Raw genomic sequence first — 21,776 nt, 5'->3', positions numbered from 1 at the left:
TCGGTTCGCCACACGCCATAAGATTCGGCAGGTGCCGATTCGGTGGAACGTCCCGGAACACGAAGCCGCCTTGGAGCGGCTGAAGGGCAGCCTGGAAGGCACGGCGCAGGCTGCAGGCGGCGCTGAATTGCCCGGCGCGGTCGTACTCGGACCCGACGGCATCGGCAAATCCACGTTGGCCCGACTGGCCGCCGAACATTTCACCCGCGACCACCCGGCCACAGTCCCCCGCTGGGTCACCGGCACTCCGACCGAACGCGTGGTCCCGTTCGGCGCCTTCAGCCACCTGGTCGAGATCGCCGACATCGGTAAGCCGGCCGCGCTGCTGCGGGCGGCCCGGGCTTCGCTGGTGCGTGACGGTCGCGAACGTGACCTGCTGCTCGTCGTCGACGACGCACACCATCTCGACGTCCTATCGGCCACCCTGGTGTATCAGTTGGCGCTGGCCGGCGTGGCCCGCATGATCGTCACGGCCCGCGCTGACGCCGCTCCCGATGCCATCGAGGCACTGTGGACGGACAGCCTGCTGAGTCGGATCGACATCGAGCCAAGCGGGGCCACCAAGGCATTGGTGTCATCGAGGTGGTCCGGGCCCGCCGAGCGGAACCAGGTCGACGAGTTCCTCGCCGAGCTACCGGCGGCGGCACGGTCGGTGCTGGACTACTTGGCCGTCGCGGAGCCGCTGTCGCTCGCCGATCTGACTGCCCTGGCGGGCGACGGCGCGGTGGCCCAGGCCGAAGACTTGGGCGCGGCGGAAACTCGCGTTCCGGGCGGACGCTCCGTCGACCCGATGGTGTACACGGCGCACCCGCTCTTCGCCGAGCGAGCGCTTGCCGCGCTCGGCAAGGACGGCGCGCGCCGACGACGCACCGCCTTGGTCACGCTGCTGTCGCAGCACCCGCCGGACCACCTCAGCGACCGGCTGCGACTGGCGTCACTGGCCGTCGACAGCGATGCCCCGCAACCGGTGGCCGAGGTTATCGAGGCAGCTCAGCAGGCGCTGCGGTTGGGCGACATGGTGCTCGCCGAGCGGTTCGGGCGGGCGGCATTGGATCGGTCGGGCGGACTGGCGGCGCGGCTGCCGCTGGCCTACGCGTTGAGCTGGCAGGGCCGCGGTCGCGAGGCCGGCGCGGTGCTCGCGGCGGTCGATCCCGCCGAATTGTCGGAGACGGAGCTGATGGCCTGGGCGGTGCCGCGAGCGGCGAACCAGTTCTGGATGCTCAGCGAGCCCGAGCGGGCCACGGCCTTCCTGCAGACCACCCGCAACCGAGTCACCGAGCCGGCGGCACGCAGCAGCCTGGACGCGCTGACCGCCACCTTTGCGATGAACTCCGGAAACCTCAAGCGCGCCATCACATTAACCACCGAGGTGTTGTCCGGACCGCCCGCCGGCGATATGGCTGTCGCCTGGGCGGCCAGCGCAGGCGCGTTGTGCTCCGCGCGGATGGGCCGGCTCGACGATGTCAACCGGCTTGCCGAGCAGGCGTCGACGGCCGAACATCCCGGACTGCTGCGGTTCACCGTCGGGCTGGGTCAGATCACGGCCTTGCTGATGGCCGGTGAGACCTCCCAGGCGCGGACACTGGCACAGCGGTTCACCGACTTCGCCGAGCTGCAGCAGCCCGGCCGGGCCATCGGCGAAGTGCTACTGGCGCACGTGTTGATTGTCAGCGGCGAATTCGGCTCGGCGGCATCTCTTTTGGAGCCCGCTGCGGCCACGCTGGAGCGCACCGGGTACTCCTGGGGTCCGCTGTCACTGATGCTGTTGGCGACCGCGCTGGCGCAGCAGGGCGACATACCCGCGTCGGCAAAGGCGTTGCGGCGCGCCGAGACTCGGCACGGAACCAAGTCGGCGTTGTTCGCGCCCGAGCTCGGACTGGCGCGGGCGTGGACCCGTGCGACGGCCCGCGACGCCACGGGTGCGATCACCGCGGCGCGCGAAGCGGCCCGGACGGCGGAGCGGGCCGGGCAGTCGGCGGTGGCGTTATCCGCCTGGCACGACGCCGTCCGGCTGGGCGACATCCGCGCCGTCGATCCTCTCGTCCGGCTGTCCGACGAGATCGACTGTGTCGCGGGCCGTATCGCGTGCGCGCATGCCCGGGCGTTGGCCGCCGGTGACGGCGCCGGGCTGCGCGCGGTGTCGGGCGATCTTGCGGGGCTCGGGATGCAAGCGGCGGCCGCCGATGCCGCCGCGCAGGCCCAGCGGGTGGGGTGATTCCGCTCGGCGGGCCAATTCAAACGTTCAGCGGCTCAGATAGCCGCGCAGCATTGTCACCGCGTCGGTGATCTTGGCGACCGGCACCCGCTCGTCGCGCCGGTGCGCCAAATTGGGGTCGCCCGGCCCGTAATTGACCGCCGGTATGCCCAGCGCGGCGAATCGGGACACGTCGGTCCAGCCGTATTTCGCCCGAACCTGCCCGCCGGCAGCTTCCACCAAAGCCTTGGCCGCGGGCTCGGACAGGCCGGGCAGCGCGCCCGCCGCGGCGTCGGTCTGCTCGATCCGCAGGTCAAGCCCGTCGAAGACGTCATGCACGTGTTGCAGCGCCTCGGCCACCGACCGGTCGGGGGCAAAGCGGAAATTGACGGTCACCGAGGCCGCATCGGGAATCACGTTGCCGGCAACGCCGCCGTCGACGCGCACAGCCGACAGGCCCTCGCGGTACATGCAACCGTCGATGTCGACGCTGCGCGCCCGGTAGCCGGCCAGCCGGTCCAGCACCGCGCCCAGCTTGTGGATTGCGTTGTCGCCCAACCAGGAACGCGCCGAATGCGCGCGGGTGCCGGTCGCGCTGATCACGACCCGCAGTGTGCCCTGGCAGCCGGCCTCGATGTAGCCGGCGGTCGGCTCACCCAAAATGGCCACGTCGGCCGTCAACCAGTCCGGCAGCTCACGCTCGATGCGGCCCAAACCGTTTGCCGCCGAATCGATTTCCTCGCAGTCATACATCACTAGTGTCAGGTCGTGGGCGGGTTTGGCCACGGTGGCGGCCAGATGCAGGAAGACCGCGTCACCGGATTTCATGTCCGCGGTGCCGCAGCCGTGCAGCTCGTCGTTCGCCAGCCGGCTGGGCAGGTTGTCCGCAATCGGCACGGTGTCCAGGTGCCCGGCCAGCAGCACCCGGGTCGGCCGGTTCAATGCGGTGCGGGCCAGCACGGCGTTGCCGTTGCGGATGACTTCGAAGCCGGAGGTCTGGGCGCGCAGCGCGGCCTCCACTTCGTCGGCGATGCGCGTTTCGTCGCGTGACTCGCTGGGGATGTCGACCAGCGCTGCGGTCAGCTCGATCGGATCCCCGCGCAAGTCCAGCACAGCGCCAACCCTACTTCGCCGAACAGACACAGAATCGCGCTACGGGAGGCTCCGGGACGCGATTCTGTGTCTGCTCGGCGATCCAAGTACCCTTATCGACCGTGACTGGAGCTGCAGGCGCGGCAGGTATTGGAGTGGCGACGCTCGCCTCCGACGGATCGATCCTCGACACCTGGTTTCCCGCACCGGAACTCACCGAGCCCGCCGCTGGGGCAACCACAGCCACCACGCGGCTGGCGGTTTCCGACGTTCCGCCCGAACTGGCCGCACTGGTCGGCCGCGACGACGACCGTGGCGTCGAGGTCATCGCGGTCCGCACTGTCATCGGCGCGCTGGACGATGTCGCCGCCGACGCGTACGACGCCTACCTGCGGTTACATCTACTCTCTCACCGGCTGGTGGCGCCGCACGGGCTGAACGCCGGCGGCTTGTTCGGGGTATTGACCAACGTGGTCTGGACTAATCACGGGCCCTGCGCGGTCGACGGATTCGAGGCGGTGCGGGGCCGGCTGCGCCGCAACGGACCGGTGACCGTATACGGCGTCGACAAGTTTCCCCGGATGGTCGACTACGTCATGCCCACCGGGGTCCGCATCGCCGACGCCGACCGGGTGCGGCTGGGTGCCCACCTGGCGACGGGCACCACCGTGATGCACGAAGGCTTCGTCAACTACAACGCGGGCACCCTGGGTGCGTCGATGGTCGAGGGCCGCATCTCGGCGGGCGTGGTCGTCGGCGACGGCTCGGACATCGGCGGCGGTGCGTCGATCATGGGGACGCTGTCCGGCGGCGGCACGGAGGTGATTTCTGTCGGCAAGCGATGCCTGCTGGGCGCCAACGCCGGGCTGGGTATCTCGCTGGGCGACGACTGCGTCGTGGAGGCCGGGCTGTATGTCACCGCGGGCACGAAAGTCGCTATGCCCGACGGCAATTCGGTCAAGGCCCGGGAGCTTTCCGGCGGCAGCAACTTGCTGTTCCGGCGCAATTCACTGAGCGGGGCGGTCGAGGTGGTGGCTCGCGACGGGCAGGGCATCGCGCTCAACGAGGATCTGCACGCCAACTAAACCCCAACTAGCCGACACCGAGCGCGGTTCCGTTGGTTTCCGGGAGTAGATAGGTACACACCAGGCTGACCGCCACCAGCACGGCCAGCATCAGGCCGATCGCCCAGCTGCCATAGGTTGCCAACAGCGTTCCGGCGATCAACGGCGGCATTGCACTGCCGACGATGCCGGCGAGGTTCTGCGCCAGCGCCGAGCCGCTGTAGCGGTAGCGGGTGGCGAACAGCTCCGGGATGAACGCCGCCGTAGGTCCGGAGCCGGTCGCCGCGGCAGCGCACATGCCGACGATCGCCACCGCGTACCAAACGGGTTTGCCGGTGTCCAGCAGCGGCATCACCACAAACGACCACGGCAGACAAACTGCCCAACCGATCAGCATCATCCGCCGGCGGCCGACCCGGTCGCACAGAATGGCCGAGAGCGCCATGAAGGTCATGCTCGCGAACCCGCCCAGCGCACCGACGGACCAGATGAAGTTGCGCGAATACCCCAGGTGGGAGTGGGCGTAGACGGCCAGATAGGTGTTGGCCATGTAGATGAACCCCAACGCGCCGACGATGCTGCCAGCGACCAGCACGATCTCCCGACGTTGCAGCCGCAGCAGCTCCGCGATCGGTGCAGCGGGTATCAGGTTGCGGGCTTTCTCCTCGGCGAACACCGGCGTCTCGTTGATGTTGAGCCGCACGTACAGCGCGAGCACGATCAGCACCCCGCTGATCAGGAACGGCACCCGCCATCCCCATTGCAGGAAGGCGGAGCTGTATTCGCCGATGGTGAGGTTCACCCCCAGAAAGGTCGCGCTGCTCAGCACCGCCGCGGTACCGCCGCCGATCAAGGTGAACATGCCGTATAGCCCGCGCTTGTCGGGCGGCGCGTACTCGGCGCTCAGCAACGCCGACCCGGCCCACTCGCCGCCGACGGCGAAGCCCTGCAGCAGCCGCAGCGCGACCAGGATCAGCGGCGCCGCGGCACCAATGGTCCCGCCGCTGGGAACCAAGCCGACGCCCACGGTCGACACGGCCATGATCAGCAGGGTGGCGATCAGCGTCTTCTTGCGCCCCAGCCGGTCCCCGAAGTACCCGAAGACGGCCGCGCCGAGCGGACGGGACAGGAAGGCCGTCGCGAACGTGCCCATCGAGGCGATGGTGGCGAGCCCAGGCCGTAGGTGCGGGAAGAACACCGCGGGAAACACCAGCGCCGCCGCGGTTCCGTAGATGAGGAAGTCGTAGAACTCGATCGCCGAGCCGACCAGGCAGGCAGCCGCCACCCGTCGCATCGGGGTGACCTTGGGACTGGCGGAGACCGTCACAGCGGAGTCATCTATTCGTTGGCCGGCTGGGTCTTGCACACCACGACGGTATGCGACGGGCTGGTGTGGTTCCATAACCCGCTGGTCGCGAGCGTGCCGGCGCGCCCATGACCAAACTCAGCCGTCGGACAGCAGCTGCTTCTTGAGGACCTTGCCCATCGCGTTGCGCGGCAACGCGTCCACCATCCGCACCTCGCGCGGCCGCTTGTGCGCCGAGAGTTGGTGTGCGACGAAGTCGATGAGCCGTTCTGGCTCGGCCGAGCCGACCACGAAGGCGACGATCCGCTGACCCAGGTCCTCGTCGGGCAGACCGACGACGGCCACTTCCTCGACCTCGGGATGTCCCAGCAGCGCCGTCTCTATTTCGCCTGCGCCGATGCGATATCCGCCCGACTTGATCAAGTCCACCGACTCACGCCCGACGATGCGGTGCATGCCGCTGTCGTCGACGACCGCGACGTCCCCGGTCCGATACCAGCCGTCGACGTCGAACGCCTCGGCGGTGGCCTCCGGACGATTCAGGTAGCCGTTGAACATCGTCGGGCCGCGAACCTGAAGCTTGCCTACGGTTTCGCCGTCGTGCGGCGACTGGCCGCCGTCGTCGTCGACCAACCTGGTCTGCACCCCAGCCAACGGCAGCCCCACCCAACCGGCGCGCCGTTCACCGTCGGCCCGGGTGGACAGCGTGATCAGCGACTCGGTGCAGCCGTAGCGTTCAACCGGCTGGTGGCCGGTGAGCTCGGCCAACTGGTCGAACACCGGCACCGGCAGCGGTGCACTTCCGGACACCAGCAGGCGCGCCGGCCGCAGCGCCTCGGCCGCGGCCCGGTCGGCCACCACCCGCGACCACACCGTGGGGACTCCGAAATAGAGTGTGCCGCCGGCACTCGCATACCCGGCCGGTGTTGGCTTACCGGTGTGCACGAAGCGATTTCCCACCCGCAGCGACCCGAGCAGGCCCAGCACCAGCCCGTGCACGTGAAAAAGCGGCAACCCGTGCACCAGCACGTCGTCGGCCGTCCACTGCCAGGCGGCGGCCAGCGCGTCCAGGTCGGCGGCGATCGCCCGCCTGCTCAGTTGCACGCCTTTGGGCAGCCCAGTGGTGCCCGAGGTGTAGATGACCATGGCGCTGGCATCCGGCGGCGGCTCGGGATAGCGATGCCAGGAGCGGGCGTGCAACCGCACCGGGACGTGCGGCAGGCCCTCCGGCTGCTCGGGTACCGGGCCGAGCCAGGCTTGCGCACCGGAGTCGGTGAGCATGTGCCGGCGTTCGGCAACGCCGACGTCGGCGGGCACCGGGACGACGGGTACGCCGGCGATCAGGCAGCCGATGATCGCGAGCACCGTCGACGCGGTCGGCGTGGCCAGCACCGCGACCCGATGCGCCCCAGCGACCCGCTCGGCCACCGAAGTCGCGGCGCCGACCAAGTCGCTGCGGCTCAATGCGACGCCGTCGATGCTGACCGCATCACCGATGTCGGTGGCGGCGACGGCCGCGGGATCCAGCGAGGCTAACAGCACGTCAGCGAGGCTACCCGTGGCGCACCGCCCGCCCCCACGGACTTTTCGTTGTGTACTGAGGGCTTTGAATGTGCACTGGTGGCGTTCGGTGTGAGTGGAGGGTGAAAATCGGCGCGGCGTTTCGCCCAGGGTGCACACCGGAATCCACGATTCACACCCAAAGCCGAGGATTCACGCGGAACGCCCGAGACAGCGAAATGGCGCGGCCTTTTGTCCACCCGTAGCCGGACAACAAGACACAGCTCAACTCGCCGTGACGCGTGTGACTCATGGGGAACGCCCGACAAGCCAGCCGCAAACAGCCCCTATTTCGCCAGGCGCAGCCGCGAGCCGCCGGCCCGGCGTTCGGGTGGCGCGTCCGGGCGGGGAAACAGCGGCCGCAGCACCGTCGGCGGCCGGAACGGCGCCCATTGGCCGCGCGGCTGTGCGAGCCGGTCCGCGATGGCCCAGACCACGGCCGCATTGTGGCCGTAGCCGATGTGGCTGGCCAGCACCGCGATGTTCTCCGCGCGCGCCGACGGCGTCTCGAGACACGTCTGCCAGGCGACCATGCCGTCGTAGCGCGAATAGATCGAGGTCGCCGGCACCGGCAACGGCTCGGCTTCGGACTCCAGCGGCAAGGCGGGACGCTCGACGTGCAGGTGTGCATAGCGATTGAAGCTTCGCGTGGCGCGCGACTGGCTTTCGTCTTCCATCCGGAACGGGCTGCCGAGCGTGATCACCTGACGCACTGACGACGGCTCACGGCGGGCCAGGGCACGAGCGAAGATACCGCCCAGGCTCCACCCGATCAGGCTGATCGGAGCGTCGTATCGGGTATGCAGCTCGTGGAACCGATCGGCCATTCCGGCCACCGTTTTGGCCGTCGGGCCGAAGTTGCGCCCCAGCCCCCAACCGTGCACCCGGTATCCGAGGCGGCGCAGGATGCGGCGCAGCGTCCAGGTGGAGCCGTCCGCGGCCAGAAAACCGGGCAGCACCAACACCGGATGACCGTCGCCGGTGGGCAGTGCCCGATGCAGCGGCAACGCCGTCACCAGCGCCCCGTACTCGGCCATCGCACGGGGTACATCGCTGAGGTAGAGGCCCAGTGAGGGCACCTCGACGAAGCGGGTAGCAGACTTGGAAAAGGGCACTGCCATAGCTACGAGAGTGACACAACACACAGCCTTCAGCAGCAGTTCAAACTCGCTCGTCCCAGATCTTCATCAGGGTGGACAGGATTTCTTCGCCGCGGCCCAGCCCGGCCAGATGACTTTCCTCCGGCAAGTGGAAGAGCTCGGCGTCCGGCAGCCGGGCAACCACGTGCTCACCGTGGGAGAACGGGATGATGTGGTCGTGGTCGCCGTGCCACCACCGGACCGGCACCTTCACCTCGTCGAGCCGGAATCCCCAGTCCCGCGCGAACAGCATGACGTCGTTGAACGGCGCAGCCAGTTGCTTCCGGCTGCCGTTGAGCAGGTCGTCGAGGAACATCGCTTTGAACTCCGGACGGGTCAGCAGGTGCCGGTCGGCCTCCGGCGAAAGCAGGGCATACACGATGAGCGCGGGGGACGCTACCGGCCGGATCGACTGGACCAGCAAGCTCGCGCCGATCCGCAACGGGTTGCCGCCGAATCTCAGCAGCGGCGCGACCCGCAGCCCAAGGGTCATCGCACCACCACTGATCGCGTCGGGACCGCGCGTCGGCGCTACGCCACCGAGCACTCCGGCCACCACCACCCGGTCGGACAGCCCCGCGGCGCACGCCAGCGCGTAGGGCCCGCCGCCGGACAGGCCGATGACGGCCATTTTGTCGATTCCGAGTGTGTCGGCGATGGATCGCAGGTCGTCGGCGAACGCGGAGATGGTCTCGTACCGATGTGGTGTTGACGCGCCGATGCCGGGCCGATCAAGTCCGATGAGGCGGATGTTATTGCGTTCGGCGTAAACCCGGGCCTCGGTCGGGATCTGCCGGCGCGCGCCCGGCGTGCCGTGCAGCCAGAAGACGGGACGCCCCTGCGGGGCACCGAACTCGGCGAAGCCGATCTGCCGGTCTTCGCCGACGGCGATGTTTCCTTCGAGCTTCGGGCGGGCTATCGCGACGGTCATGCCGAGCAGCTTCGCATGCAGCCTCGGTGGCGGTAAAGCTGCTCGCTCGATGGTGGTGACCCGCTTCGCCCGGCGTGACCGCCGCGCTGGCGATCACCACTAGCCGTTCAGCAGCCGCTCGCCGATGACGCGTTGCTCACGCAGGGCGGCAATCTCCTGCTCGGAATGTCCCAGAGCGCGCAAAATCTCGTCGTTGTGCTGGCCGAGGGTGGGCGGGGCCGTGCGGTGGTGTCGCGCCGGCCCGGCGGCGATGCGAAATGGCCAGCCCGGATAGCGGCGCACTCCGGTGACCGGGTGCTCGAACTCCTCGTAAAACCCGCGGGCGTCGAGTTGCTCGATCTCATACATCTGATCGGACGTGACCAGCTGCTCGACCGGGATTCCTTGTGCCCGAAGGGTTTTTATGATCACAGCCGGAGACTGCGTTCGGGTCCAGGCGGTGACCAGCTCGTCGAACACGTCGTGTTCCACCAGCTGATCGTCGGGCAGCGACAGCGCCACCCAGCAATCCTCGACGCTGGTGGGATAGACGCCCTGCAGATAGCCGCGCCGACGGTTCCCCTCCCGGGGCCGGACGACACCGGTCATCGAGTACTCGATCACCGGTTCGGCAGCCAGGCAGGCGGCGACCTCGATCTGCGCGATCTCGATCAATTGCCCTTCGCCGGTGCGCTTGCGGTGCTCCAGTGCCGCCAGCAATGCGACGGCCGCGTGCACGCCGACGACGGGATCCGCCGGCCCTTGCAGGTTGCACGGCGGCCCGTCGGGGTAACCGGTTGCGGCCGACATGCCGGAGGTCTGCTCGATGTTCAGCGCCCAGCCGACGTAGTCGCGCCACGGGCCCTGCAGACCGAACCCCGGCATTCGCACCATGATCACGTCCGGCTTAAGCGCTACCAGCGAGTCGTAGTCCAGGCCGAACTGCTCCACTACCCGCGGCGAAAAGTTCTCCACCACAACGTCGGCCTGCGTGGCCAACTCGCGGACGATCTCGCGGCCGCGTTGCGACGTCAGGTCGAGCGTGAGATCCCGCTTGTTGAGGTTGGTGGCCTGCCAGAGGGCGCTGCGCTCGTACCAGTCGTCACCCTCGAAGGGAAATGCCCCCGAGTAGCGGTGCCCGTCGGGCCGTTGGATGGACTCGACTTTGACGATATCGGCGCCGAACGCGCCGAGGTAGCAGGTCAGATACGCGCCGGCCCAAAAGGTAGACAGGTCCAGCACCCGCAGTCCGTCGAAAGGCACAGAACCCGCTGCGGTGCAGGGTGATTCGGCCCGGGTGGTCCACGGTTCCGACGGCTTTCCCAGCCGCGGTGCCGGGCGGGGCTGTGCGACTGGTGTTTTGGAGAATCGGAACGGCGCTCCGGGGCGCCGAAAGCCCGCCTGCTCCACGAAGAACCCGCGCTGGGCGTACTGCGGACAATCCAGCACAGTAGCGCCGTCGTTGACCGGGGCGGCCGGAATGCGCATCGCCTGGCTGAGTTCGACAATTTCTGCGACGGTCCGTTCGGCCAGCAGCGGTTCGGCTGTGGCGAAAAACTCGGCACGCTCCGGGCCGCCCAGCATGATCGCGATCTGGTGCTCAGCGTACTCGGGCAGTCCAAGCATCGCGCACACGTCGAGCCAGTGCTGTCCGGTCAGGCAGTTGATCCCCACCCAGCCGTCGGCGGCCCGGACCACGCCGAGCATGGGTGCCGAACGACGGTTGGGCGGCAGGCCGAGGCTTCGCATCCGCTGTGCCATCAGCATCGGATACGGCAGCGTCGACAGCAGCGACTCCAATTCGGACACGTCTACTACCCGCACCTGTCCCGCCGGCTGCAACCGCAGCGCGGTCAGCGCACCCAGCGCGCCGTAGGCGCCCGCGACGTACTCGGCGATCCGGGCGCCGGCCTGTACCGGCGGACGCTCGGGGTCCCGGACACTGATCCAGCCCGACGCCGCCTGCACGGTCAGCGGCGTGACCGGTCGGTCACGCCAGGGTCCACACTGCCCGAACGCAGAGATGCTCAGCAGCACCAGGTTTGGGTTCACGCGTTGCAGTGTGTCGAGGTCCAGCCCCCAGCATTCCAGCATTCCGGGCGGGTGATTCTCGACCAGCACGTGCGCTCCGGCGATGAGTTCACACGCGGCCGACAGGGCGTGAGGTTGTTCGAGATCGAGTGTTGCGCTGTGCTTGCCGGCGTTGAGGTATTCGAAAAGGCCACCGCGTTTCGAATCCTCGACGCCATTAGGAAACGGGCCCCACTGGCGCAACGGGTCTCCGGCGGGCGCCTCGATCTTGGTGACCTCGGCGCCGAGGTCGACGAAAAGCTTTGCGGCGTAGGGACCTGAGATCTCTTCGGCGATTTCGACGACACGGAGCCTGGTGAGGGGTCCCCTCACGCGGGGACCCCGATGGCCTTCTTCTCCATGTACTGGTGCAGTCCGCCGATGCCGCCACCCTCGCGACCTAGCCCGCTCAGCTTGAATCCGCCGAACGGCGCGTCACCGGGGCTGACGCCGTTGACCGCGATCTGGCCGGTGCGGACGCGTCGCGCCACGCCTACGGCGCGGTCGGTGTCGGTGCCCCACACCGCACCGGACAGCCCGTACCGCGAGTTGTTCGCGATCGCAACCGCGTCGTCGTCGTCTCGGTAGCGCAGCACCGTCAACACGGGCCCGAAGACTTCCTCCTGGGCGATCGTCGAATCCGGGCCGACGTCGGTGAGAATCGTTGGCTCGAAGTAGAATCCGACGTCCAGGCCGGCCGGCCGCCCACCGCCGGTCACCAGCTTCGCTCCGTCGCTGACCGCGCGGTCGACGTGCGCCTGGACCCGATCCCGTTGCGCCGCACTGATCACCGGTCCCATCTGCACATCGGGATCAGTGGGGTCGCCGACCTTCACTTGGCGGGCCAGCGCAACAAGCCGGTCGACGACGTCGTCGTGCAGCGAATCGGGCAGCAGCAGCCGGCTGTGCAGGATGCAGGCCTGCCCGGCGTGCATCGAGCAGCAGTCGAACAGCATCTGCTGCAGCATTTCGTCGGTGACCACCATGTCGTCGAGGATGATGCTCGCCGACTTGCCACCCAACTCCAGCAAGATCCGCTTCATGGTGGCGCCTGCGGCGGACATGACTTGGCAGCCGACCGCCGAGCTTCCGGTGAAGCTGATCATGTCGATGCGCGGATCGGTGGTGAGCAGCTTGGCGGCCTCGATGCCCGACGGGGTGACCACGTTGACCACGCCCGGCGGGATATCGGTGTGCTCGTCGATGATCCGGGCAAGTGCGAGCCCGGCCAGCGGTGTCAGCGGCGAGGGCTTCAACACCACGGTATTGCCCGCTGCCAGAGCATTATTCAGCTTCATGACGTTCAGACAGTGCGGGAAGTTCCACGGCGTCAGGATCGCAACGACGCCGAGCGGCTCGTGCCGCAGCAACGTGGTGCCCGCGCCGATACCGGTGACCTCCTGGTCAGCCAGCTGAGTGGCGAGCTGGGCCGCGTGCATGGACATGAACGCGGCGCCATCAACCTGCATCATCCGCTCGTTCGCGAGGCATCCCCACTCCACCTGGGACAGCGCGAAGAACTCGTCGGCGTTCTTCATCAGCGCGTCCCCGAGCTGATTGAGACAGCCGGCACGCTCCTGATGGCTCATGGTGCCCCACGGCCCGCTGTCGAAAGCCCGCCGCGCGGCGCCGATCGCCTCACCGGCCTGGGCGATGCTCGCGTCGGGCGCGGTGGCGATGGTCTGCTCAGTGGCCGGCGAGACGTCGTCGTAGCGACCGTCTTCCGGCTCGACCCAGCGACCGTCGATGTAGAGCTGGTAGCTGTCGACCAGTTTCGGCAGTGCCTTTGGACAAAACTCAGTCGCTTGCTCGGTCATCTGGTTCCTCACAAAAGCGTCGGTCATCTAATCACCTGGTGTACACCCGCTGGGCTACGACGTCAATCATCGGTGACCTGAATTCCCGGCCATATCAAGATGTTGTGTCTGTATTGACAGCTGAGGCCGGTGCAGAGTAGACACATTTCGCAGGACAGATTGCACCAATCTGTCGGATCCATGTCCTGGCGAGAGGCCGCCCGTGCGCACGCAAATTCCGCTGCACTCCCCCGATTTCTACGCAGGCGACCCATACCCCGCCTACCGCGAGCTGCGCGAAACGGAGCCGGTGTCCTGGAACGACGTCACCAACTTCTGGGCGCTGCTGAAATACGAAGACGTCCGCTTCGTGTCGAGCAATCCGGCCCTGTTCTCCTCGACGAAGGGCATCACCATCCCAGACCCGGCGATGCCCAACCCAGTGCAGGAGGGCGGCCTGATCTTCACCGACCCGCCGCGGCACCGGCAGATGCGCAAGCTGATCAACTCGGGCTTCACCCGCCGCCGCGTTGCCGTGCTGGAACCCAAAATCCGTGAGATCGTGCGGGGCATCCTGGACCGCGTCGAACCCGATTCAGTGCATGAATTCGCCGAGGAAATCGCGGCTCCGCTGCCGACCCGCATGATCGCCGAGCTGATCGGCGCGCCACCCGACGACTGGGAGCAATTCCGGGCCTGGTCGGATGCGGCCACCGGCACCGCCGACCCCGAGATCGAGCTCGATCCTTTCGTGGCGGCGGGCCAGCTCTTCGCGTACTTCCAGAAACTGATCGCCGCCCGGCGGGCGGAACCGCGCGACGACCTGTTGTCGGTCTTGGCCGAGGCGGAGATCGACGAGCACCGGCTCACCGACGAAGACCTGCTCAACTTCGCGTTTCTGTTGCTGGTTGCCGGCAACGAGACCACCCGAAATCTCATCGCGTTGGGCACGCTGGCGCTGATAAAACACCCCGACCAGTGCCGCCTGCTGGTCGACGATCCCGCCCTGGTCCCGGGCGCGGTCGAGGAAATGCTGCGATGGAACAGCCCGGTGGTCCACATGGCCCGCACGGCGACGGCCGACGTCGAGATTCGCGGTCGGTCGATCCGCAAAGACGATGTGGTGGTGATGCTCTACGGGTCAGCCAACCGTGATGAGGAGATATTCGGCCCCGACGCCGAAGAATTCAAGGTGACCCGCCATCCCAACCCGCACATCGCGTTCGGGTGCGGCGAGCATTCCTGCGTGGGAGCGCAATTGGCCCGTCTGGAGGCGACCGTGTTTTTCGACGAACTGCTGCGCCGCTTTCCCAGGCTTGAGCTGGTTGGCGCGGTGGACCGGATGAGGGCCACCATGGTGCCCGGCGTGAAGCGCATGCCGGTACGGCTGGGAGGCTGACGGGTGCATCTCGAATACTCACCCGAACAGGAGCAGTTGCGCGCCGAGATCCGGGCCACGCTCGACCAGGTGATGACGCCGGAACGAATCGCCGCGATCGGCGATCGCATCGAGGGTGGTCCCGAGGTGCGTGAGTGTGTACGCGCTCTGGCGGCGGCCAACCTGCTCGGCGTCGGATGGCCGAAAGAATATGGGGGACGCGGGTTCTCGGCGATCGAGCAGTTCATCTTCGCCGAGGAGGCGCGACGGGTCAATGCACCGATCCCACTGGTGACGCTCAACACGGTGGGGCCGACCCTCATGCAGTACGGCTCCGAAGAGCAGAAGCAGAAGTTTCTGCCGGCGATCCTGGACGGCAGCGTGGAGTTCTCGATCGGTTACTCCGAGCCGGAGGCGGGAAGCGACTTGGCGTCGCTGCGTACCACCGCGGTGCGCGATGGTGACGACTACCTGATCAACGGCCAGAAGATGTTCACCAGCGGAGCCGCGTACGCAGACTACATCTGGCTGGCGGCACGCACCGATCCGAACGTCAAGAAGCACAAAGGGATCTCGATCTTCATCGTGCCCACATCTTCGCCCGGCTTCTCCTGGCAGCCGCTGCACACCATGCCGGGCATATCCACGTTCTATACGTTCTACGACGACGTGCGTGTGCCCGCGAGTGCGATCGTGGCCGGAGAGAACCTCGGCTGGCAGCTGATCACCACACAACTGAACTTCGAACGCGCTGCCCTGGGCAATCTCGGCGCACTCGAACCACTCTTCGAGAAGACGCTGGAATGGGCTATCGCCACTGAGCTCGACGGGGGACGCGTCATCGACCAGCCCTGGGTGCACCTGGCCCTGGCCCGTGTCGAGGCTCAGGTGGCCGCCTACAAGCTCGTCAATCTGCGAGTGAACGCGGCGATGACGAAGGACTCAGGGGGCGTGCTCGGCATGGGTGAGGCGTCGGCCGCCAAGGTGTTCGGCACCGAGCTGACCCAGCAGGTGGCGCGCGAGCTGCTGGAAGTGCTGGACTGCAACGGGATACGCCGCGGCAGCGACGCTCCCCTGCGCGGGGCACTGGAGTCCGCGTACCGGATGGCGGTCATCAATACGTTCGGCGGCGGCGCCAACGAACTCCAGCGAGACATCATTGCGATGGCAGGATTATCTATGCCGCGGGCACCTCGCGACCTTCGGGCCGCTAAAACATGATCAGCACGTTAGTCAGGAGGCAGTACCACGTGACCGATACCGAAACCGTCACCGCCAAGGTGCGGGCACTCGTCGGCCAGCCCACCGGCGGCACCGGAAAGCCGTCGGTGGCACCGGATCCGGTCAATCAGCCGATGATCCGGCACTGGGCCTACGCGCTGGCCGACATGAACCCCGTCTACCTCGACCCCGATTTCGCGGCCGCGTCGCGGTTCGGCGGCATCGTGTCGCCGCCGGTCATGCTGCAAACCTGGACGATGCCGTCGCCGCTACTCGAAGGGATCGGCGACCGCGGCGGCGCGCCCGTCGAAATCAAGTCCAACCCAACGGCATTCCTCGACGAAGCCGGATACACCAGCACCGTGGCGACCAACTCGGAGTTCGAGATTGAACGCTACCCGCGGCTCGGCGACGTCATCAGCGCAACGACGGTCTACGAGTCGGTCTCCGACGAGAAGAAAACGGCGCTGGGCACCGGCTTCTTCCTGACCTGGCTGACCACCTACACCGACCAGAACGGCGAGGTGCTGGGTCGGCAGCGATTCCGGGTGTTGCGATTCAGGCCGGAACGCTGATGGCGACCCGACTGGCGCCGACGATCAGCCCGGATACCGAATTCTTCTGGAATGGGTTGCGGGAGAACAAGCTCCTGATCCAGCGCTGTGGCGGATGCGGGCAGCTGCGCCATCCGTCCCGCCCGATGTGCCCCAACTGCCGCTCCCTGGACTGGAAAGCGGTCGAGTCGTCGGGCCGGGGCACCGTCTACAGCTTCGTGATGCCGCACCAGCCGCGGTTCCCGTTTTTCGACTATCCCTACGTCGTGGTGCTGGTGGAACTCGAGGAAGGCGTGCGGCTGGTGTCCAACCTGACCGACATCGACCCGGCCGATGTGACGGTCGGAATGCCCGTGGAGGTCTACTACCAAACCTTCGACGGGGCCGACGGCGACCTTGTGCTGCACCAGTTCCGGCCGGCGGGTGGGTAACTGCGCATGGATTTTACCTTCACCGAAGAGCAGGAGACCATCGCGAAACTCGCCCGCGAGCTGTTCGAGCGCCGGGCCACACCGGATCACTTGACCGAAGTCGAAGCCGGCGACATCCGCTACGACGAGGCGCTGTGGAAGGAACTCGCAGCACTCGACCTACTGGGCACCGCCTTGCCCCAGTCGGTGGGCGGCAACGGCTTTGGCTTTGTGGAACTCGGGGTGCTGTTGGCCGAGGTCGGGTGGAGCGTGGCCCCGGTACCTGTCTACCCGACGCTGTTGCTGGGCGCCGACCCGATCGCCCAGTACGGCAATGCCGAGCAACAGCAACGGTTCCTGCCCGGTGTCGTCGCGGGAACCCGCATACTGACTGCTGGACTGGCCGAGCCGGGGCGCTCAGATCCTTGCGCGCCTTCAACAACAGCTCGGCGCGACGGATCGCGCTGGCGGCTCGACGGCGCCAAAGAACTGGTGCCCGCCGCCCAACTTGCTGACACTGTGCTGATTCCGGCCTCGATACGCGACGGCGGCGGGGGCTTGTTTCTGGTTGCCACCGAGGCGAGCGGAGTCGAGGTTCGACCGGTGAGAACCACCAGTGGCGAGCCGCACGCCGACGTATTCCTGGACGGCGCAACCGTTTCCAGCGAAGACTGGCTCGGCACCCACGGCGAGCGGCTGATCGATTCGCTGCACACCCGCGCCCTGGTCGGGCTTTGCGCGATCCAGCTGGGCGTGGCGGAGCGGGCCTTGCGGATGGCTGCTGCATACACCACGCAACGCGAGCAATTCGGCCGCCCGATCGGCAGTTTCCAGGCGGTGCAGCAGCGGATGGCCGACGCCTTCATCGACGTCGAGGCGATCCGGTGGACCACCTGGCATGCGGCATGGCTGATCGCGCACGGGCGGCCGGCGGACCGGGCAGCTCGCATCGCGAAATTCTGGGCCGCCGAGGCGGGCGCCCGTGTCGCCGCCACCACCCAACAGGTACACGGCGGCATCGGAATTGACACCAGCTATCCCCTACACCGCTACTTCCTGTGGGCCAAACACAACGAACTCGCCCTCGGCCCGGCTGTTGTCCAGTTGGCCGGCCTTGGCGCAACATATTCGGAAGGACACGCATGACGACTGTGCAGACCCACACTGTGAAATGGGCCGACATCTCGGTCGGCGACGAAGTGAATCCACTCGAAATCCCGATCACCACAACGATGATCGTTGCTGGCGCGATCGCCTCCCGCGACTTCATGCCGGTGCACCACGACCGTGACTACGCCAACAAGCAGGGCTCGCCCAACCTGTTCATGAACATCCTGACCACCAACGGGTACTGCGTGCGTTTCCTCACCGACTGGGCCGGACCCGAGGCGATGGTCAAGAACCTGTCGATTCGCCTTGGCGTGCCGTGCTTTCCGGACGACCCGCTGCGATTCACCGGCAGCGTGACCGGTAAGACCGAAGGCGCTGCCGGAGAGAACTTCGTCGAGGTAACGTTCCAGGGCGCCAACAGTCTGGGCAATCACGTCTCCGGCACCGCGGTGCTCAGCCTGCTCGACGTGGCGGCCCGGCGTCGCCACCATCAAGGCGGAGCTGGCGCATGACTAACACGCTGCCCGGCGCCGCGGCGATCGTGGGGATCGGCCAAACCGAGTTCTCCAAGGAATCCGGCCGTAGCGAGCTGCAATTGGCTTGCGAGGCGGTCAGCGCCGCTTTGGATGATGCCGGTCTGGAGCCCGCCGACGTCGACGGCATGGTGACGTTCACCATGGACGCCAGCGACGAGATCGACATCGCCCGCAACGTGGGAATCGGAGACCTGAGCTTCTTCAGCCGCGTCCACCATGGCGGGGGCGCCGCGGCCGGCACTGTCGTGCACGCGGCAATGGCGGTCGCCACAGGTGTCGCCGACGTGGTGGTGTGCTGGCGCGCGTTCAACGAACGTTCCGGCTTCCGATTCGGCGGCAGCGGCCGTACCAGCGCGGAGACCCCGCTGTTCATGGCGCACTACGCGCCGTTCGGATTGCTCACTCCCGCGGCCTGGGTCGCGCTGCACGCCCAGCGCTACATGTCGACGTACGGGGTCACCAACGAGGACTTCGGCAGGGTCGCCGTCGTCGACCGAGCGCACGCGGCGAAGAACCCCGATGCGTGGTTCTACCAGCGTCCGATAACTCTGGAAGACCACCAGAATTCGCGCTGGATCGTCGAACCCGTGCTGCGGCTGCTGGATTGCTGCCAGGAGAGCGACGGCGGTGTCGCGCTCGTCGTTACCAGTGCGGAGCGCGCACGCGACCTGCGCCAGCCGCCGGCAATCATCACCGCGGCAGCACAGGGCGCGGCCTCCGACGGCGAGATGATGACCAGCTATTACCGTGAGGACATCACCGGCCTTCCCGAGATGGGGGTGGTGGCCCAGCAACTGTGGCGCGATTCGGGCCTGAAGCCTCAGGACATTCAAACCGCGTTTATCTACGACCATTTCACGCCGTTCGTGTTCACCCAGCTCGAGGAGCTCGGTTTCTGCGGGCGCGGCGAGGCGAAGGATTTCGCAACCGTCGAGAACCTGTCGCTGGGCGGCGCGCTGCCGATCAATACCAACGGTGGGCTGCTCGGCGAAGCGTACATCCATGGCATGAACGGCATCACCGAAGGCGTGCGTCAGGTGCGCGGCACGTCGTACAACCAGGTCGACAACGTCGAACACGTGCTGGTCACCTCGGGCACAGGTGTGCCGACCAGCGGGCTGATCCTCGCGCGGGCTAACTAGGGGGAGCCATATGCCTAAACTCGCGGTGCTGACCGCACATGGCGGGCCGATCGAGCTGGCCGACTTCCCGCTCACCACACCGGCTCCCGGAACCGCGGCGCTCAAACTGCGAATGGCCGGCATCTGCGGATCCGACTTACACATCTTCCGCGGCGAGCTGCCGCTGCCATGTCCGTTTGCCATGGGGCACGAAATGGTGTGCGAAATAGCCGAACTGGGCGAAGGGCTGACCCACGATGCCGCCGGCAAACCATTAGGCGTAGGCGATCGTGTTGTTACACCATACTTTTGGACCTGTGGGCAATGTCATGCGTGTGCGCGCGGCAGGTCGTATGCGTGCCAAAACCTTATGGCCGGCGAATACCGCACCCACGTCCAGGAGCCGCATTTCGTCGCCGCATATGGCGAGTACTACTACACCACCCGGCGCCAGCCGCTGTACAAAGTACCCGAGGATCTACCCGATGAAGCCGTCGCGCCACTGAATTGCGCGCTGGCCCAGGTGTTGTTCGCGCTACGCGACGTCCGGCTGGGCGACACCGTCGTCATCCAGGGCGCCGGCGGCCTGGGCATCAACGCCGCCGCCGTGGCCCGCACCGCCGGTGCCGCGTCGGTGATTGTCATCGACAAGATCGCCGGGCGCCTGGATGTCGCAGCGGATTTCGGCGCCACCCACTGCATCGACGCCAGCGGAATGTCCACGGCTGAGGTCACTGAACAGGTGCAGCGACATACCGACGGCATCGGCGCCGACTGGGTGCTCGAGGTGGTCGGCGTCCCGGGTGTCATCCCCGACGGCGTCGGATTCCTCCACAACGGCGGCACGCTGCTCGAGGTCGGCAACATCGGGATGGGCCGTACTTTCGAGCTCGATCCCAGCGCGCTGGTCTACGGCAACAAGTCGGTGCGCGGCGTGATGCTCTACGATCCGGTCACGCTCGCGATCGGCCTGTCCTTCCTTCAGCACACCAGCTTTCCGTTCGGCCGGCTGATGCCCGAGCCGTTCCACCTCGCCGACGTAAACGACGCTTTCGCCTCAGCCGATGCCGGTTTGGTGCCCCGAGGAGCTCTGGTGCCCTGATGACTCATACGACCGAGACGGATACCCGCGACCTCATCATCGAGTCCGCGTACGCCTGTTTCCGCAAGCACGGCCTGCTGAAGACGACGATCGTCGATATCGCCAAGGAGGCGAACGTCTCCCGCAGCACGATCTACGAGTACTTCCGCGACAAGGGCGCCATCCTGGAAGCCTGCGCCGAGCACGCCTCCGAGCAGTTCTACCGCGAGATGTCCAGGGCGATGGGCCGCGGCACCTCGCTGGAGGAAAAGCTCTCCTGCGCAGCCGTATTCGTGACTCAGGCGCGGCGGGCGATCGCCTCCGAGGAGTACTTTGACGAAGATGCGATCAGCCTGCTGCTGACCAAAGACGCCGCGGTGCTGTTGCGCGAATGTGTCGACTTTTTTGCGCCCTATCTTTCGGCCGCCAAGCTCACCGGCGAGGTCCGTAAAGACCTCGACATCGAGTCCGCCGGTGAATGGTTCGCGCGCATACTGTTTTCGCTGTTCAGCACGGCATCACCGATCCGCGATATGGACAATCCCGAAGTAGTTGCCGAGTTCGTCAGCGCACATGTGGTACGCGGGTTCGCCAGCGATCGCCCGCGGCCCAGGCGTCAAGGGTGACGAAGATTCGGCAGGCGCTGCCAGACGATGCGTTGGCTGTAGCCCGCGTGCACATCCGCGCCTGGCAGGTGGCTTACCGAGGACTGATCGCCCAGGCCTACCTGGACAGTCTCAAGCCTGAAGTCTGGGCCACTAAGTACGCTTTTCAGCGAACCGGCCCTGACCTGCCGACGACGTTGGTCGCGGTCGACGACGAAACTATCTGCGGCCTGGTGATGTTCGGTCCCTATCGAGGTGAAGACATGCCTCCGAATTTCGTTGAGCTGCTGGCGATCTACGTCGAACCTGGCTGTTGGGATAGTGGCACGGGTCGACTGCTGATCGGCGCCGCCCGAGAGCAGATGCGGCTTGCTGGTTACACCGACGCCGCGCTGTGGGTGCTGGACGGGAATCTGCGCGCGCGGCGGTTCTATGAATGCGACGGCTGGACGCTGGACGGTGCGCGGCAGACGAAGACCATTGCGGGTGCGGAAATGGACGAAGTGCGGTACCGACGTACACTCGACTGATTTCTTGTGTCCGCGAGCAGGCGCGGCGCTCATGGTGAGTAGACGCAAAATCATTCAAACTTGGCCGGATTCAAGTGCTTTTGCGTCTGCACGCGAAAG

Annotated in this window: 19 protein-coding genes; 12 read left to right on the top strand and 7 right to left on the bottom strand. The window is 66.9% G+C overall.

Going from position 1 to position 21,776, the window contains the following annotated elements:
• Window positions 1-31 precede the first annotated feature (31 nt).
• Window positions 32-2,215, top strand: coding sequence for an ATP-binding protein (locus tag AC5Y21_RS01075; RefSeq protein WP_499908531.1), 2,184 nt, complete (start codon window positions 32-34; stop codon window positions 2,213-2,215).
• 27 nt (window positions 2,216-2,242) lie between these two features.
• On the opposite strand, the gene dapE is transcribed toward AC5Y21_RS01075, so the two are convergent.
• Window positions 2,243-3,307, bottom strand: a complete 1,065-nt coding sequence (dapE, locus tag AC5Y21_RS01070; protein WP_499908529.1) for a succinyl-diaminopimelate desuccinylase — start codon at window positions 3,305-3,307, stop codon at window positions 2,243-2,245.
• An 80-nt stretch (window positions 3,308-3,387) separates the two neighbouring features.
• Between dapE and dapD the strand changes: the two genes are divergently transcribed.
• Complete coding sequence (gene dapD / locus AC5Y21_RS01065) at window positions 3,388-4,371, top strand: 2,3,4,5-tetrahydropyridine-2,6-dicarboxylate N-succinyltransferase (protein WP_499908927.1); 984 nt, start codon at window positions 3,388-3,390, stop codon at window positions 4,369-4,371.
• A 7-nt stretch (window positions 4,372-4,378) separates the two neighbouring features.
• On the opposite strand, the gene AC5Y21_RS01060 is transcribed toward dapD, so the two are convergent.
• The 6 genes from AC5Y21_RS01060 to AC5Y21_RS01035 form a co-directional block, all read right to left on the bottom strand.
• Window positions 4,379-5,644 (bottom strand): MFS transporter, encoded by a 1,266-nt coding sequence (locus AC5Y21_RS01060; RefSeq protein ID WP_499908926.1) that lies wholly within the window; start codon window positions 5,642-5,644, stop codon window positions 4,379-4,381.
• Between the two features lie 150 nt (window positions 5,645-5,794).
• A complete protein-coding gene (locus AC5Y21_RS01055) occupies window positions 5,795-7,198 on the bottom strand; it encodes an acyl-CoA synthetase (RefSeq protein WP_499908528.1) in 1,404 nt (467 codons plus the stop codon).
• A gap of 305 nt (window positions 7,199-7,503) precedes the next feature.
• Complete coding sequence (locus tag AC5Y21_RS01050; RefSeq protein WP_499908526.1) at window positions 7,504-8,337, bottom strand: esterase/lipase family protein; 834 nt, start codon at window positions 8,335-8,337, stop codon at window positions 7,504-7,506.
• Window positions 8,338-8,377: 40 nt separating this feature from the next.
• Window positions 8,378-9,286: an alpha/beta fold hydrolase gene (locus AC5Y21_RS01045; protein WP_499908525.1), complete on the bottom strand. Its 909-nt coding sequence runs from the start codon at window positions 9,284-9,286 to the stop codon at window positions 8,378-8,380.
• Window positions 9,287-9,385: 99 nt separating this feature from the next.
• Window positions 9,386-11,668 (bottom strand): CaiB/BaiF CoA transferase family protein, encoded by a 2,283-nt coding sequence (locus AC5Y21_RS01040; protein WP_499908523.1) that lies wholly within the window; start codon window positions 11,666-11,668, stop codon window positions 9,386-9,388.
• Entirely contained in the window at window positions 11,665-13,152 is a 1,488-nt protein-coding gene (locus AC5Y21_RS01035) for an aldehyde dehydrogenase family protein (protein WP_499908925.1), read from the bottom strand. Before AC5Y21_RS01035 ends, AC5Y21_RS01040 begins: the two co-directional genes overlap by 4 nt.
• Before the next feature lie 202 nt (window positions 13,153-13,354).
• Between AC5Y21_RS01035 and AC5Y21_RS01030 the strand changes: the two genes are divergently transcribed.
• Genes AC5Y21_RS01030 through AC5Y21_RS00985 form a run of 10 tightly spaced genes read left to right on the top strand, consistent with a single transcriptional unit; the run spans window position 13,355 to window position 21,677 of the window.
• The gene (locus AC5Y21_RS01030) at window positions 13,355-14,530 is read left to right on the top strand and encodes a cytochrome P450 (protein WP_499908521.1); all 1,176 of its coding nucleotides are present in this window, start codon (window positions 13,355-13,357) and stop codon (window positions 14,528-14,530) included.
• A 3-nt stretch (window positions 14,531-14,533) separates the two neighbouring features.
• Window positions 14,534-15,730 (top strand): acyl-CoA dehydrogenase family protein, encoded by a 1,197-nt coding sequence (locus AC5Y21_RS01025; protein WP_499908520.1) that lies wholly within the window; start codon window positions 14,534-14,536, stop codon window positions 15,728-15,730.
• Window positions 15,731-15,759: 29 nt separating this feature from the next.
• Window positions 15,760-16,305 carry an FAS1-like dehydratase domain-containing protein gene (locus AC5Y21_RS01020; protein WP_499908518.1) on the top strand — a complete coding sequence of 182 codons (546 nt, stop codon included), beginning with the start codon at window positions 15,760-15,762 and terminating at the stop codon, window positions 16,303-16,305.
• Complete coding sequence (locus tag AC5Y21_RS01015; RefSeq protein WP_499908516.1) at window positions 16,305-16,715, top strand: Zn-ribbon domain-containing OB-fold protein; 411 nt, start codon at window positions 16,305-16,307, stop codon at window positions 16,713-16,715. Before AC5Y21_RS01020 ends, AC5Y21_RS01015 begins: the two co-directional genes overlap by 1 nt.
• A gap of 6 nt (window positions 16,716-16,721) precedes the next feature.
• Window positions 16,722-17,840, top strand: coding sequence for an acyl-CoA dehydrogenase family protein (locus tag AC5Y21_RS01010; protein ID WP_499908514.1), 1,119 nt, complete (start codon window positions 16,722-16,724; stop codon window positions 17,838-17,840).
• Entirely contained in the window at window positions 17,837-18,316 is a 480-nt protein-coding gene (locus AC5Y21_RS01005) for a MaoC family dehydratase (protein ID WP_499908512.1), read from the top strand. Before AC5Y21_RS01010 ends, AC5Y21_RS01005 begins: the two co-directional genes overlap by 4 nt.
• Window positions 18,313-19,482 (top strand): lipid-transfer protein, encoded by a 1,170-nt coding sequence (locus tag AC5Y21_RS01000; RefSeq protein ID WP_499908510.1) that lies wholly within the window; start codon window positions 18,313-18,315, stop codon window positions 19,480-19,482. The genes AC5Y21_RS01005 and AC5Y21_RS01000 overlap by 4 nt, the downstream gene beginning before the upstream one ends.
• Before the next feature lie 10 nt (window positions 19,483-19,492).
• Complete coding sequence (locus AC5Y21_RS00995) at window positions 19,493-20,563, top strand: zinc-binding dehydrogenase (protein WP_499908508.1); 1,071 nt, start codon at window positions 19,493-19,495, stop codon at window positions 20,561-20,563.
• Window positions 20,563-21,168 (top strand): TetR/AcrR family transcriptional regulator, encoded by a 606-nt coding sequence (locus tag AC5Y21_RS00990; RefSeq protein ID WP_499908506.1) that lies wholly within the window; start codon window positions 20,563-20,565, stop codon window positions 21,166-21,168. The genes AC5Y21_RS00995 and AC5Y21_RS00990 overlap by 1 nt, the downstream gene beginning before the upstream one ends.
• Window positions 21,165-21,677: a GNAT family N-acetyltransferase gene (locus AC5Y21_RS00985; protein WP_499908504.1), complete on the top strand. Its 513-nt coding sequence runs from the start codon at window positions 21,165-21,167 to the stop codon at window positions 21,675-21,677. Before AC5Y21_RS00990 ends, AC5Y21_RS00985 begins: the two co-directional genes overlap by 4 nt.
• Window positions 21,678-21,776 lie beyond the last annotated feature (99 nt).

This window comes from Mycobacterium sp. NGS41 (assembly GCF_059812725.1).
Note: the sequence above shows the minus strand (reverse complement) of the source record. Positions and strands in the feature narration are given on the sequence as shown.

What these genes read in the sequence shown, in the direction of transcription:
- AC5Y21_RS01060 (WP_499908926.1), bottom strand. Translation starts at nt 5,644, where the DNA reads ATGCGACGGGTGGCGGCTGCCTGCCTGGTCGGCTCGGCGATCGAGTTC.
- AC5Y21_RS01050 (WP_499908526.1), bottom strand. Translation starts at nt 8,337, where the DNA reads ATGGCAGTGCCCTTTTCCAAGTCTGCTACCCGCTTCGTCGAGGTGCCC.
- AC5Y21_RS01045 (WP_499908525.1), bottom strand. Translation starts at nt 9,286, where the DNA reads ATGACCGTCGCGATAGCCCGCCCGAAGCTCGAAGGAAACATCGCCGTC.
- AC5Y21_RS01035 (WP_499908925.1), bottom strand. Translation starts at nt 13,152, where the DNA reads ATGACCGAGCAAGCGACTGAGTTTTGTCCAAAGGCACTGCCGAAACTG.
- AC5Y21_RS01015 (WP_499908516.1), top strand. Translation starts at nt 16,305, where the DNA reads ATGGCGACCCGACTGGCGCCGACGATCAGCCCGGATACCGAATTCTTC.
- AC5Y21_RS01010 (WP_499908514.1), top strand. Translation starts at nt 16,722, where the DNA reads ATGGATTTTACCTTCACCGAAGAGCAGGAGACCATCGCGAAACTCGCC.
- AC5Y21_RS01005 (WP_499908512.1), top strand. Translation starts at nt 17,837, where the DNA reads ATGACGACTGTGCAGACCCACACTGTGAAATGGGCCGACATCTCGGTC.
- AC5Y21_RS01000 (WP_499908510.1), top strand. Translation starts at nt 18,313, where the DNA reads ATGACTAACACGCTGCCCGGCGCCGCGGCGATCGTGGGGATCGGCCAA.
- AC5Y21_RS00995 (WP_499908508.1), top strand. Translation starts at nt 19,493, where the DNA reads ATGCCTAAACTCGCGGTGCTGACCGCACATGGCGGGCCGATCGAGCTG.
- AC5Y21_RS00990 (WP_499908506.1), top strand. Translation starts at nt 20,563, where the DNA reads ATGACTCATACGACCGAGACGGATACCCGCGACCTCATCATCGAGTCC.